General features: G+C 69.7%; 8 protein-coding genes. 7 read left to right on the top strand and 1 reads right to left on the bottom strand.

Translation table 11 applies throughout. The annotated features are described in order from the left end of the window. The first annotated feature begins 142 nt into the window (after window positions 1-142). The 7 genes from F8178_RS18910 (at window position 143) to F8178_RS18880 (ending at window position 12,279) form a co-directional block, all read left to right on the top strand. A complete protein-coding gene (locus F8178_RS18910) occupies window positions 143-1,639 on the top strand; it encodes a cytochrome ubiquinol oxidase subunit I (protein WP_317496193.1) in 1,497 nt (498 codons plus the stop codon). 94 nt (window positions 1,640-1,733) lie between these two features. After that, window positions 1,734-2,741, top strand: a complete 1,008-nt coding sequence (cydB, locus tag F8178_RS18905) for a cytochrome d ubiquinol oxidase subunit II (RefSeq protein WP_317496192.1) — start codon at window positions 1,734-1,736, stop codon at window positions 2,739-2,741. Continuing rightward, complete coding sequence (cydD, locus tag F8178_RS18900; RefSeq protein WP_317496191.1) at window positions 2,741-6,127, top strand: thiol reductant ABC exporter subunit CydD; 3,387 nt, start codon at window positions 2,741-2,743, stop codon at window positions 6,125-6,127. Before cydB ends, cydD begins: the two co-directional genes overlap by 1 nt. Before the next feature lie 36 nt (window positions 6,128-6,163). Further along, entirely contained in the window at window positions 6,164-6,721 is a 558-nt protein-coding gene (locus F8178_RS18895; protein WP_317496190.1) for a PadR family transcriptional regulator, read from the top strand. Beyond that, a complete protein-coding gene (locus F8178_RS18890; RefSeq protein WP_317496189.1) occupies window positions 6,718-8,745 on the top strand; it encodes an NADPH-dependent 2,4-dienoyl-CoA reductase in 2,028 nt (675 codons plus the stop codon). Before F8178_RS18895 ends, F8178_RS18890 begins: the two co-directional genes overlap by 4 nt. Window positions 8,746-8,780: 35 nt before the next feature. After that, complete coding sequence (locus F8178_RS18885) at window positions 8,781-9,944, top strand: ATP-binding protein (protein ID WP_317496188.1); 1,164 nt, start codon at window positions 8,781-8,783, stop codon at window positions 9,942-9,944. A 91-nt stretch (window positions 9,945-10,035) separates the two neighbouring features. Beyond that, window positions 10,036-12,279: a hypothetical protein gene (locus F8178_RS18880; protein ID WP_317496187.1), complete on the top strand. Its 2,244-nt coding sequence runs from the start codon at window positions 10,036-10,038 to the stop codon at window positions 12,277-12,279. Here F8178_RS18880 and F8178_RS18875 read toward each other — a convergent pair. Beyond that, window positions 12,263-13,837 carry a hypothetical protein gene (locus F8178_RS18875; protein WP_317496186.1) on the bottom strand — a complete coding sequence of 525 codons (1,575 nt, stop codon included), beginning with the start codon at window positions 13,835-13,837 and terminating at the stop codon, window positions 12,263-12,265. The two genes, F8178_RS18880 and F8178_RS18875, sit on opposite strands and share 17 nt — an antisense overlap. Window positions 13,838-14,044 lie beyond the last annotated feature (207 nt).

Below are 14,044 nucleotides of genomic sequence, written 5' to 3'. Positions count from 1 at the left end.
GGTATGCCGAAATTTACCTTTCTCTACGGCGTGCCGAAAAATGTGTGTCCTGCACCACTCCCGGTCCGGGACCTAGGTCCCAGACGGATCGAGGACCGCCGTACCTACCGTGGTGTACGGGATACCCGAGAGGCTGGACTCCGTGGAGGTACTGGAGCTCGCGCGGTGGCAGTTCGGGATCACGACCGTCTATCACTTCATTATGGTGCCGCTGACGATCGGCCTGTCCGTGCTGGTGGCATGTATGCAGACGGCATGGGTTCGCACTGGCAAGCCGGTGTACCTGAAGATGACGAAGTTCTGGGGGAAGCTGCTTCTCATCAATTTCGCCATGGGGGTGGTCACCGGCATCGTCCAGGAATTCCAGTTCGGGATGAACTGGAATGCTTATTCGCGATTTGTCGGCGACGTTTTCGGTGCGCCGCTGGCGATGGAAGGACTGGTCGCCTTCTTCGTGGAATCCACCTTCCTCGGGCTGTGGATCTTCGGGTGGGACCGGCTGTCCAAGCGAGCTCATCTGGCGTGTATCTGGGCGTTCTCGCTGGCCACCGTGGCCTCCGCGTACTTCATCCTGGCCGCCAATTCCTGGATGCAGCACCCGGTCGGGGTGGAGTTCGTCGATGGCACGCCACGAATGAACTCCATCGGGGAAGTGTTGGGTAACAGCACCCAGTTGGCAGCGTTCCCGCACGCGATATTCGGTGCTTTCCTGGTATCCGGGGTGTTCCTGGTCGGTATCGCGAGCTGGTGGTTGTGGCGCACCCGCGCGCAGCGGGACGAGCACCGGCAGGTGTGGCGCGCCTCGGTGCGGCTCGGCGGCTGGGTCGGCATCGTGGCCTTCATCGGGCTGGCGATCAGCGGGGACGCGCTGGCGAAGCTGATGTTCGAGCAGCAGCCGATGAAGATGGCGGCGGCGGAGGCGCTGTGTCAGACGGAGGAGCCAGCGGGCTTCTCAATCCTCGCGGTGGGCGATGTGCGCGATCCCGATTGCGACAGCGTGAAGACCTTCACCGTGCCCGCGTTGCTGTCCATGTTGGCCTACAACGACCTCTCCGCCGAGGTGACCGGCATCGAGGACCTGGTCACCGAGTACCAGGACCGCTACGGCACGCACTATCCGGACGAGCCTGGGCTGGGCGAGCTCGCGGGACAGCCGATCGATTACGTGCCCAACCTGCCGGTGATCTACTGGGGTTTCCGGGCGATGATCGGTTTCGGCGCGATCGGCGCCGCGATCGGCGCGCTGGCGCTGTGGTGGACCCGCAACGGCCGCATCCCGGAAACCCGCTGGTATCCGCGGCTGGCGCTGGCCGGGATCGCCGCGCCGTTCCTCGGCAACAGCGCGGGCTGGATCTTTACCGAGATGGGCAGGCAACCGTTCGTAGTGGCACCGAACCCCACCGGCATCGACGGTGTGTGGATGTTCACCGCACAGGCGGTGTCGGACCTCTCGCGCGGCGAGGTGCTGACCTCGCTGATCGCACTGACCACGCTGTACGCCGTGCTGGGTGTCGTTGAGTTCTACCTGCTGCGCAAGTACGTCCGCGGCGGCATCGAGGGGGTCATGCCCGCATCCACCGAAACCACCAAGGAGGACGCTGGTGATCAAGACGGGGACCGGCTCACCTTCGCGTACTAGGGAGCGAGCCGAAGGGGTCCGCCGGTGCACATCGTGTACCCGAGGGGCCCTTCGGCTCGCCAGCCGAGCAGGCACGGAAGGGGCGTGACCCGGTATGGATCTCGCGACCCTGTGGTTCGCGATCATCGCGGCGTTCTGGCTGGGTTACCTCTTCCTGGAGGGTTTCGATTTCGGCGTCGGGATGCTGCTGCGCACCCTGGGCAGGACCGACACCGAGCGTCGCGTGGTGATCAACACGATCGGACCGGTGTGGGACGGCAACGAGGTGTGGCTCATCGTGGCCATCGGTGCGATGTTCGCCGCTTTCCCCGGCTGGTACGCCTCGCTGCTGTCCGGTGTGTACCTACCTGTGCTGGTGATCCTGCTCGCGCTGATCGGCAGGGGGGTCGCGTTCGAGTACCGCGGCAAGGTGGACTCCGATCGGTGGCGTTCGGTGTGGGACACCGTCATCGGCATCGGCTCTTGGGTTCCCGCGTTCGGGGTCGGCTTGCTGCTGGCCACCATGGTGCTCGGCCTGCCGCTGGACGCCGACGGCAACCGGGTCGGCTCACCACTGGCCGCGGTGCGCTGGGAGACCGTGCTCGGCGGGTTGGCGTTCCTCGGCTTCGCCCTGGTGCACGGGGCGGTGTTCCTGACGCTGAAGACGGAAGGGGAGATGCGAACGCGCGCCAAGGCGATCGCGGTGCGGACGTTGCCGGTGGCGCTGGTCCCGATGGTCGCCTTCCTCGCGCTGGTGCACACCCGGGAGGGTGCACCGTGGACGGTGATGCCGCTGGTCGCGGCGGTGGTATGCGCCCTCGTTGCCTGGTTCGCGATCGCGCGCGACCGCGAGGGGATCTCGTTCGTCGGTCTCGGTGTCCTGATCGCGGCGGCCGCGGTCACGGTGTTCGGATCGCTACACCCGAACGTTCTACCGTCTACTCTGGATCCTGAGCACACGCTGACCATCGCGGACACCGCTGCCGGGCCGTATGCGTTGAGCGTGATCACCTGGGTGGCCGCGTTCGGTGCTCCCGCCGTGCTGGTGTACCAGGGCTGGACCTACTGGGTGTTCCGCAAGCGCATCGGCACCAACCACATCCCACCGGTGAAGGTGCCGTGATGCTTCTTCGGCGGCCTCGGTTCCCCGTCACGTTATCCGTAGCGGGGTCGTCGAAGGGCCCGCTCGGCGCGCTACCTGCCCTGTCGGCGGTAGCGCGCCGAGCATTGCTCACCGTCGGCGCGTTGGCACTGGCCAACGCCCTGCTGCTGATCGCGCAGGCCTTCCTGCTGGCGTTCGCGCTCGCCGGGGTCGTCGCTGGGACCTCTGATGGACTGGATGTCCTGCTGCCGGTGCTGGTCGGGGTGGTGGTAGCTCGCGCGGGGGTGGTGTGGGCTACCCGCTCGGTGGCGGCACGCGCGGCGGCAGGTGCCAAGGAGGAGTTGCGCGGCGCGATGCTCGACCGGGCGCTGGGCCTCGGTCCGGAATGGGCGGCCGCGCGCGGTACGGGCGAGCTCGCGTCGTTGACCACACGCGGGCTCGACGCGCTGGACCGCTACTTCACCGAATACCTGCCCGCGCTGGTCACCGCCTGCGTGGTGCCACCGGTGGCCGGGGCGGCCGTGCTGTACGCGGACTGGCCTTCTGCCGTGATCATCGCGCTCACCTTGCCGCTGCTCCCGGTGTTCGGTGCGCTGGTGGGAGCCTATACACGGGACCGCGTGGCGGCCTCGGTCGACGCCGAGCAGCGGCTGTCGGGGCAGCTGCTGGAGCTGGTGCGGGCGTTGCCGGTGCTGGCGGCCTTCGGCCGGGCACGGGCGCAGGGTGCGGTGGTGCACCGGCTGTCCGACCGGCACCGCCGCTCGGCGAGAGAGACGCTCAAGGTGGCGTTCTCCTCGGCGTTCGTGCTCGAGCTCGCGGCGACGCTGTCGGTGGCGCTGGTCGCGGTCGTGATCGGCGTGCGCCTGGTGTCCGGTGACATGGCCCTGGCGATCGGTCTCGGCGTGCTGATCCTCGCGCCCGAGTGCTACCAGCCGCTGCGCACCCTCGGCGCGGCCTTCCACTCCGCCGAGGACGGGCTCGAAGCGTCCCGCCGGGTCGCGGACGTGCTCGACGAGCAGCCCGGCGGGCGCGCCGAGGACGCGCGAGGCGAGCGGGGTGAGCCGGCCGCCGAGCGTCCCGTCGGGCAGGCAGCGGGCGGCGGCCCGCGAGGCCCGGTGCGGGTGCGGGGCTTGCGGGTGGCGCGGCGTGCCGGGTTCGCCCCTGACGGGGAGAGCTTCGAGGCCCACCCCGGCCGGATCACGCACCTGCGTTCACCAAGCGGTGCGGGCAAGTCGACGACGCTGGCGGTGCTGCTCGGGTTCGTCGTGCCGAGCGCGGGAACGGTGCTGATCGGCGACACCGACTTGCGTCATGTTGATTTGTCGACATGGCGTCGGCAGGTGGCGTGGGTGCCGCAGTTCCCCACGCTGCCCGCGAGCACAGCGCGCGAGGAGCTGGCCGATGCCGCCGCCGACCTGCCGCACGATCCCGGCCCGGCAGCGATCGAGGAGGTGGCGGCCGAACTGGGGCTTGCCGGGTTACTCGACCGGGCACCGCACGCGCTGTCCACGGGCCAGCGGCAACGGCTCGCGGTGGCACGCGCGCTGCTGCGGGTGCGCGCCGGCGCCTGGCTGCTGCTGCTCGACGAGCCCACGGCGCACCTCGACGAGGCCCACGCCGCTGCCGTGATGGCCGCGGTTGGTGCGGCGGCACAGGCGGGGGCCACGGTGATCCTCGCCGCCCATACCGCGCACCAGGGGCAGGCGCGGCAGGAATCCGGAACCGGCGGGGAGTCCCGCGCAGGCGCCGCATCACACGCCGGTGAGGGACCACCACTGGCGTTGCGCGAGCTGGTCACCTCCCGGCTGCTGGTCGCCGCCGCGCTGGGGGCGGGCGCGCTGATCGCCGGAGTGGCGCTGACCGCGACCTCCGGGTGGTTGATCGCCAGGGCCTCGCAGCAGCCCCCGATCCTCATGTTGATGGTCGCGGTGGTCGGCGTCCGCACTTTCGGGCTCGCGCGTGCCTGCCTGCGTTACCTAGAGCGGCTCGTCGGCCACGATGCCGCGTTTGGCATCGCCACCCGGTTGCGTACCCGGCTGTGGCAGTCTGTCGTGCGGCGCGGGCCCGCTGCCGCGCTCGATCCCCGGTCCGGTGCAGACCAACGCAGGCTCGTCGACGACGTCGACACCCTGCGGGACCTGCTGCCCCGGGTGGTGGCGACACCGCTGGTGGTGACGGCGGTGTCGCTGTTCGCGGTGGCGGTCACGGCGGTGATCCTGCCGGTGGCCGGGCTGACGCTCGCCGCCGCACTCGCCGCGGGCGCCTCCGCCGCGCTCGCTGTCGCGTTCGCGCGGGAGCGGCGTACCGCCGAGGCGCTGGCGGAGGGACGCCGTGCGGTCGGGGCACGCGTGCTGGCACTGCTGGACGGTATGGCCGAGCTGCTCGCGTTTGGCAGGGCGCGCCGAGCCCGGTGTGAACTGGCCGATGTGGATGGCCGGCTCAGCGCGCTGGCACGCAGGCAGGAGCTGCTCGCTGGGGCCGCAGACGGGATCGTCGCGCTGGCCACCGGTAGTGCCGCCGTGTTGTGCGCCTGGTGGGCAGCTGGAGCGGTTGCCACTGGTGAGCTGGATCCGGTGCTGGCGCCGCTGCTGGCGCTGGTGCCGCTGGCGATGGCGGAGGTGCTGGGGCTGCTCCCGCCCGCGGCCGCGCACGCAGGCACGCTCGACCGGGTACGCAGGCGCATCGGCCCACTGTCCGGTGAGGACGGTGCTGAGCTGCGCCGGGATCCCGGGGGCGAGGATGACGGCGCGCGCCCGGCCGGATCCGTGGCGGCCGAGCTGTCCGGCGTCACGGTGCGCTGGCCAGGCGCGGCGATCCCCGCGCTACACCGGGTGGACCTGCGGATCCCGCGCGGCGAGCATATCGCGGTTGTGGGCCCTTCCGGTGCGGGCAAGTCCACGCTGCTGGCCACCCTGTTGGGGTTCCTCGAACCCGAGAAGGGCGCTGTCCGGACCAGCCTGGGCGTCGTGTGGGCGCCACAGGAGCCGCACCTGGTGGCGACGTCACTGGCGGAGAATCTCCGGCTGGCCGATTCGCACGCCACAGAGGAGCAGCTCGTCGCGGCCCTGCGCACCGCGTGCCTCGACGAGCTGGCAGGCGATCTCGACCGGGTGCTCGGCAGCGGCGGGGCAGGCCTGTCCGGCGGGCAGGCCGGGAGGCTGTCGGTGGCCCGTGCGGTGCTGGCCGCGCGGGCGGCGGGCACCGAGCGGCTGGTGCTGCTCGACGAACCCGCCGCGCATCTGGACGCGGAAACGGCCAGGCTGATGCTGGCCCGGCTGCGCGCAGCGCTGGCTGGGCACACCGTGCTCAGCGTGACGCACGATGTCGAGCACGCGGCCGGGGCCGAGCACGTGCTGGACGTTTCGGGCGGTTCGGTGTCCTGGCGGACACCGTTGCTATGCAACTAGTTGCACTGCGCGTTATTGCATAGTAGGTTCGCGGGCATGTCGTTGGAGCACGCCATCCTTATCGCGCTCGAGGAGCGGACCGGTTCCGGGTACGAGCTGGCCCGGCGGTTCGACCGCTCCATCGGGTACTTCTGGGGTGCCAGTCACCAGCAGATCTACCGCACGCTCAAGCGGATGGTCGATCGTGGCTGGGTCCATCTCGAGGAGGTCGCGCAGGACGGTCGGCCGGACAAGAAGGTCTACCGCGCCAGCGACGGCGGCCGCGAGGAGCTACGCCGGTGGCTCGCGGAGTCCGCCGAACCCGCCACGATCCGCAACGAGCTGGCGGTGAAGGTGCGGGGCGCTTCCCTTGGCGACATCGACACGGTGCTCGCCGAGATCGAGCGGCACCGCGACCGGCACGCCGAACGGCTCGACGTCTACCGCGCCATCGAGAAGCGCGACTTTCCCGACCCGGCCCGGCTGTCCGGCCAGGGACTCCACCAGTACCTGGTGCTGCGCGGCGGCATCCGCGCGGAACAGGGGTTCGTCGACTGGTGCGAGGAGATGGCCGAGGCCATCCGCCGCGACCACCACCCCGAAGGAGAAGCATGACCGAGTACCCGAACCTGCTGCGCCCGCTCGATCTCGGGTTCACGACCTTGCGCAACCGCGTGCTGATGGGGTCGATGCACGTCGGGCTGGAGGACCGCGCGAAGCATTTCGACAAGCTCGCGGCGTACTTCGCCGAGCGCGCCGCAGGTGGGGTCGGGTTGATGGTCACCGGTGGTTTCTCACCGAACCGGACGGGCTGGCTGTTCCCGATGGCCTCCAAGCTGAGTACCAGGCGCGAGGCGCGCGAGCACCGCGTCATCACCGATCGGGTGCACCAGGCAGGCGGCAAGATCGCGCTGCAGCTGCTGCACGCAGGCCGCTACGCCTACCACCCGCTGTCGGTGTCCGCTTCGGCGATCAAGTCACCGATCAACCCGTTCCGGCCCCGCAAGCTGTCCGACAGGGGGATCCGGAGCACGATTGACGACTTCGCCAGGTCGGCGGCGCTGGCCAGGGAGGCGGGCTACGACGGCATCGAGATCATGGGCTCGGAGGGTTACTTCATCAACCAGTTCCTCGCGCCCCGCACCAACAAGCGCACCGACCACTGGGGCGGCAGCCCGGAGAACCGCAGGCGGATCGCCGTCGAGATCGTCCGTAGGGCGCGGCAGGCCGCGGGCGAGGACTTCATCATCATCTACCGGCTGTCCATGTGGGACCTGGTGGACGAAGGGCAGACTTGGGACGAGGTGGTCGCGCTTGCCGCCGAGATCGAAGCGGCGGGAGCCACCATCATCAACACCGGAATCGGCTGGCACGAGGCGCGCGTGCCGACCATCGTCACGTCGGTGCCGCGAGCGGCGTTCACCGGCATCACCGCCAAGCTCAAACCGCACGTGACCGTCCCGGTGATCACCTCGAACCGGATCAACATGCCCCAGGTCGCCGAGGAAGTACTGACCAGGGGCGACGCCGACATGGTCTCGATGGCGCGGCCGTTTCTGGCCGACCCCGAGTGGGTACTCAAGGCAGAGTCGGGCAGGGCGGACGAGATCAACACCTGCATCGCCTGCAACCAGGCGTGCCTGGACCACACTTTCTCCCTCAAGCGAGCCTCGTGCCTGGTCAACCCCCGCGCGGTGCACGAGACCGAGCTGGTACTCGCGCCGACGCGGCGGGTCAAACGGGTGGCGGTGGTCGGTGCCGGACCGGCCGGGTTGTCGGCGGCGACCTCGCTGGCCTCCCGTGGCCACGAGGTGGACCTGTTCGAGGCGAGCAGCGAGATCGGGGGCCAGTTCGACATGGCCCGCAGGATCCCCGGCAAGGAGGAGTTCGACGAGACCATCCGGTACTACAACCGGCAGATCGAGCTAACCGGCGTCAAGCTGCACCTCAACCACAAGGTCACCGCGGGTGAGCTGGCTGGTGGGGACTACGACGAGGTCGTCGTCGCCACCGGCGTGGTCCCGCGGATGCCCGACATTCCCGGTATCGAGCATCCCTGTGTCCTCTCCTACCAGGATGTGATCCGGCACGACGAGCCCGTTGGCGACCGGGTGGCGATCATCGGCGCGGGCGGGATCGGCGTGGACGTCGGCGAGTTCCTCACCCACGCCGAGTCCCCTGCGCTCGACCTCGACGCTTGGCAGGCGGAATGGGGAGTCACCGACCCGGAGGTGGTGCGGGGCGGCGTCACCGAGCCCGCGCCGGAGCCGTCACCGCGCACCGTGTACCTGCTACAGCGCAAGACCACCAAGGTCGGCAAGGACCTCGGCAAGACAACTGGCTGGGTGCACCGCGCCGCGCTGCGGTCCAAACAGGTCGAGCAGCTCACCGGCGTCAACTATGAGAGAATCGACGAGCAGGGACTTCACATCTCGTTCGGCAAGAACCACGAGAGGCCGCGCGTGCTCGAGGTCGACACCGTGGTGGTCTGCGCGGGTCAGGAGTCGCAGCGGGAGCTGGTCGACGAGCTGACCGCTCACGGCGTGACGACCCACGTCATCGGCGGCGCCGACGTCGCAGCCGAGCTGGACGCCAAGCGGGCGATCGATCAGGGAACGCGTCTCGCGGCTACGCTGTGACCTGCGCGTGAGCGGCTGTGAGGAGGTGACGGCGCGTGGAACCGTCGCTGTCCGCGCGGGCGCTCGGCGCCGCCACCGAGATCACCTCCACGGCGCTGTCGGGTGGTGATCACGATGCCGCGTTGCGGAGTGTCGTTTCCCGCGCCGCGGAGCTCGCCGAAGCCGATCTCGCGTTGGTGATGGTGCGGGCCGAGGACGGCACCGCTGTGGTGGAGGCCGCGTGCGGCGAGCGCGAGGCGGAGCTGCGCGGCGTGGTGCTCCCAGCCGACTCGGCGGCCGCGCGGGTGGCGCGTGGCGGCGAGACGGTGGTCGCCACCGACGTCACCAGTGACCCGCGCACCGCCCCGTACGTGCCGGAGGCGCTGCGCGGGTACGGGCCGTTCGCCGCGGCGCCCTTCGGTTCCGCGCCCTCTGGTGGCCATGACGGTCTGCTCGGCGTGCTGACGGTGTACCGGCACCGGGACCGTGAGCCGTTCAGCGCCGATTGCATCGACGTGCTCACCGCCTTCGCCGGTCAGGCCGGGGTGGTGTTGGCGCTGGCCGACCGCGCCAACACCCGGAACCGGCTCGCGGTGTACCAGGAGCGGGAACGCATCGCCAGGGAACTGCACGACGTGATCGTGCAGCGCCTCTACGCCTCAGGGATGACGCTCGACCGGGCGCGCCGCCGGATGCGCAAGCGGTTCATGCGGACCGAGGCGACGATGGTCGGCGATGCGATCGACCAGCTCGACGAGACCATCGAGGAGATCAGGGGCACGGTGCGGGCGCTCCGCTCGGCCGAGCCGGACGCCGCTGGTGAGGACGCTCCCTCTGTGGACCTCGCGGAGTCGGCACGCGGCGAGGTACGCATCGCCACCGAGTTGCTCGGCTACCCGCCCACCCTGGAGATCTCGGGTGAGCTCGCGGACATCCCCGCCGAGCAGGCCGATCACATCAGGGCCGCCCTGCGCGAAGCGCTGTCCAATGTGGTTCGGCATTCCGGCGCCAGCCAGACCCGCGTGGAGCTGCACCGCGATGAGAAAGGGCTGCGCGTGCGGGTGAGGGACAACGGCTGCGGCGTACCGCAGGACGTCGCCCAGCGCGGCCTGCGTCACCTGCGCGAGCGCGCCCGCACGGCGGGCGGGGAGTTCACCGTGAACTCCTCACCCAGCCTAGGCACGCTGGTCGCCTTCGATCTGCCGCTGGAGGGGGAGTAAGGGCGAGCTGTCGCCTGGACGGCGTATGGGCCGTCCGGGGAGCCCGTGATCTGCTACGCTCGGCACGCGGCGTGTTGCTGAGGGGAGCCGTATGTCGAGTGAACTCTCACCCGAACTCTTCGCCTTGAACGTGGCTTCCGCGGTGGCCGCGAGTGTGGCAGGCGCGGCATGGGGGAAGTTGACCGAGTTGCCTGGGCTGGTCACCGAGGCACTGGGACGCCGCCGCGACAAGCGCACGCTGGAATCGCTGCTGTCCGATCCCGATGCGTTGGCCGAGGTGCTCGGTGAGTTGATCGCCGAGGATCCCGAGCTGGCCGACCGGTTCGACGAGGTTCTTCGCCAGTCCAGGCGGGAAGCAGGCGGTGACGTGCCGGAGTTTCCCGATCCGCCGCCGCATGCCACCGATAGGGAGTGGGAGCGCGGCGAGCTGACCCGCGCGATCCCGCAACCGGTGTGGCGGATCACCGGCCTGCGCGGCTCCGGTAAGACGACGCTGGCCCTGCTGAGCGGGCACGACCAGGCGTCCCGGTTCCCCGATGGCCAGGTGTACATCGATCTCGACCGCTACCGTGACGGTAGCGACCTCGCCCGTAGCGAGGTCGCCGCCGACATCCTGGCAAGTCTGGGGATCGACCGGGAGGCGATCGCTTTCGATTCCCCGAGGTTGTGGGAGCAGTACCGCTCGGTGGTCAACCGTCGCCGGTTCCTGCTGGCACTGGACAACGCGCGTGGGGTGGAAGAGGTGCGCGAGCTGTCCCCGACGCGGCCGGGAAGCCTCGCGTTCGTGCTGACCGTGCACAGCGACGAGGCGTTGCTGGCGGAGTATCCCCACGAGCTGCCGCTCCGCGGGATCGATCGCGCGAGCGGTCGGCGGTTGCTCGCACGGTACGCCGGGGACGGGGTGGTCGCTGCCGATCCGCAGGCTGTGGATGAGCTGCTCGACCGTTGCGACGACATGCCGTACGCGATCATCGCGGTCGGCGTGCAGCTCCATCGGCAGGCACGGCTGCACGGTCCGCGCGCGGCGGGCCGCGTGCTCGCTTGGCTGCGGGATCAGGGCGCGGGCGGTGCCGTCGAGGTGATCGGGCGCTCGTTGGAGGAGACCTTCCGCGAGCTGCCGGAGCACGTGGTGCGGGCGTGCGCGCTGCTGGCCGAGCACCCCGGTACGGAAGTCACCACCGAATCCGCAGGTGTCCTGCTCGGCACGGACCCGGACGGTGTCCTCACCGAGCTCGCTGACGCCGGGCTGGTGTCGCGGGTGGCGGACGGCCGGTTGCGCCTGTTCAACCTGGTACGCGACCACGCGAGTAACCGGCACGGTCGTGCGGTGCGGCCCGAGGTCGACGCCGGAATCGCACGGCTACTCGATCATTACCGAGACCGTGCCGCCCACGCCGATCGCCTCATCTCGCCGGTACGCCTGCGCCCGTACGAGGCGCTGTCCCCGGCCGCGGGCACTGAACCGGAGCCGGGTTTCGAGAACGGGCAGCATGCCCTCCGGTGGCTGATCGGTGAACGGTTCACCCTCGAAGCGCTGGCAGCGCACGCGCACCGGATCGGGTGGGACGAACACGTGGTCTCGCTGTGCGGCGCGGCGGAACAGCTCGTGCTGAACACCGAGTACCACCTGCGATTCGTGCGAATGAACACCTACGGCGTGTCCAGCGCCGAGCGGCTGGGCCGTGCCGATCTGCAGGCCCGTGCCCGCGGTCAGCAAGGGCGGATCTTGTCCCTGCTCGGTGACTTCGGTCGAGCCGAGGGCGAACTGCGGCAGGCCCTGGATCTGGTCGGGAACCTCGGCGATCCCGAACTATGGTCATCCACCATGGAGAACTGGGGGCGGCACCTGCAACAGCGCGGTTACCTCACCGACGCTATCGGCGCCCTGCGGAGGTGCGTCGAGGTCGACCGCACGGTTGGCGGGCACGACGGGGCACGGGCGATATCGATACACGCGAGGATGCTAGCCAACATGCTGCTCCAGAGCGGCGAGCTCGACGAGGCGGATCGCTATCTCCGGGAAGCGACTCAAGCCGTCCTGGGCCATGACCTCCGGAACCAGTCAGCGATCTGGACGGTCCGGGCCAAAGCGGAGCTGCATGCGCGGCGGATTGATTCGGCACGCAGCGCGATCCACTACGCCAGGGAGCTCGCGTGGCGCGCGGGAACCACCCAGTACGAGGAACAGCAGGCGCTCGTTCTCGCAGATGTGTGTGTCGCCGAAGGCGATGTGGACGGAGCACGTCGGCTGTGGGGGCCGATCTGGCAGCGGTACTATCACGCCGGGCATCCACGCGCCGCGGAGTTGTACGCTCGCATCACGGCAGGTGCGTGAACTCGATCTCCGCGGCCGCCGGACCTGTCTCGATCCGCTGCCGGTCAGGGAGCTCACCGTGCACCACGCGGCACAGGTAGGCTGCCGTGGCCAGTAGCGCGGTGTCTGGAGGGGGAGTGGCTGCGGTGTGCACGCGGACGGAAGTGCCGTCCCGGAATGCCACCGTGCACGTTCCGTCCCCCGCGCCGCAGGCCACCGCGCGTGCCGCTGGCCAACGACGCAGCTGTTCGGCTGCGACCGTGCCGGGCGCTTCCACAGGGTGGTCGGTGTGCAGGACGGTCGCGCTGTCGAGCTCGTGCCAGTGTGCCTCGTCCAGATCCGCGGTGACGTGCTGATTCGGAAGGGATATCGCCGTGGCGTCCGGAAGGTCGACCCTGGATGGATAGCGCTCGATCGCCAGCCTGGTTCCCGTGATCCGTCCTCCGGCCACAATGGATGCCACCCGCGAAGTCTCGGCTTCGGGATCGGGAACCGGTGGGTAGCGTGATGGGCGGTCCGGTTCGTCGAGCTCCATGAGCCGGTAGCACAGGTCGCGCAGGACACCGGCGGACTCACCCCGGTACTCGATGGTCACAGCGGCGAGATCCCGGTAACTGCCGGGGACGTAAGTGGCGATCGTGTCGTCCAGCTGCGTCCGCAGCGGTAGCGCGCGATCAAGGGCTGGGGCTCGCGAGCGAAGCGCGTCCGCCAGCGACCCGGGTACAGTTGTGGCGCTGTCCCTGGTCGCCAGCATCACCGGTTTGTCCAGCGCCGCAGCGTAGGAACTCAACGAGCCCTCATCGCCGATCACCACGTCGGCGGACAGCAGCGCGGCACGCCACCCTTCGCTGGCTGGCAGGATCCGCAGCCCGCATCGCCGAGCGTGGTCCAGCCACGCTCGGACCTGGTACGGACCGTGCGCGGACCACACACCGGGATGCAGGCTCAGTGCCACGGTGTACGCGTCGAGCGGGAGCTCACCGACGAGGCGCTCGGGCAACTCGGGCCACGTGGCGTACAGCGAGTCCGGCCCCCAGGTGGAGGTCAGCAGCACCAGGGTGGTCCGTTGTGCGTCGAGTGCGGCCCGGTAGCGGCGGGTACGGTGCCTGCTGACCAGCATCCGGTCGTAACAAGGATCCCCGATGACCGTAGCGTGTGGCAGGGCCTGTGGGCAGGCGGCATCCAGTTCGTGTCGCTGCGCGTGATGCGACAGCCCGATGGCAGCTGGTACGACCCGGTCGCCGTCGAGGAGCTGCGCTGCGTCCATGCCCGCGATGGTGTGGGAACGCGGGTAGTACTTCTGGAAGCCGAGGCCGTGTGGCAGTAGGAGCACGTGAGCGTCGAGCTCAGCGAGCCGGTCGTTCTCGCTGGCGGCGATGGCGAGGTCGAAACGCCGTTGCGTAGCGTCGCGCCACGGGATCACCCGGGCCTGGATGGCCTCCAGATGCTCCCGGAGCCCGGCGTGGAAACGGGCGGGGTTGCCCGAATCATAGGTGAAAGTCACCTGGACTCGGCGATCGTCGGCGAGCAGGCTCAGCACATCGAGCAACCGGGGCAGCGCCGTTGCGGTACGCACCACCGCGAGCACGGTGCGCTCGGTCGCGACGGTGACCCACTCCGCATCGCCCTCCCGATCTCCGGTGACCAGGGAAAACGCTGGGGGGGTGTCCCTATGGGGTTGGTCAAGCGGCTGCCGGGAGTTTTTCCTTCGGTGCGGGCTGGGCGGGTTGGTAGTAGGTGCCGTTGCGCAGCATGGCGAACAGGACGTCGCAGCGGCGCCGGGCGA

It is taken from the genome of Haloechinothrix sp. LS1_15 (genome assembly GCF_033042135.1).
Taxonomy (GTDB): domain Bacteria; phylum Actinomycetota; class Actinomycetes; order Mycobacteriales; family Pseudonocardiaceae; genus Haloechinothrix.
This window is presented reverse-complemented; position numbering and strand designations above follow the sequence as displayed.

Excerpts from the sequence above, each read along its gene's own strand:
- cydB (WP_317496192.1), top strand. The coding sequence starts at position 1,734 with ATGGATCTCGCGACCCTGTGGTTCGCGATCATCGCGGCGTTCTGGCTG.
- cydD (WP_317496191.1), top strand. The coding sequence starts at position 2,741 with ATGCTTCTTCGGCGGCCTCGGTTCCCCGTCACGTTATCCGTAGCGGGG.
- F8178_RS18895 (WP_317496190.1), top strand. The coding sequence starts at position 6,164 with ATGTCGTTGGAGCACGCCATCCTTATCGCGCTCGAGGAGCGGACCGGT.
- F8178_RS18890 (WP_317496189.1), top strand. The coding sequence starts at position 6,718 with ATGACCGAGTACCCGAACCTGCTGCGCCCGCTCGATCTCGGGTTCACG.
- F8178_RS18880 (WP_317496187.1), top strand. The coding sequence starts at position 10,036 with ATGTCGAGTGAACTCTCACCCGAACTCTTCGCCTTGAACGTGGCTTCC.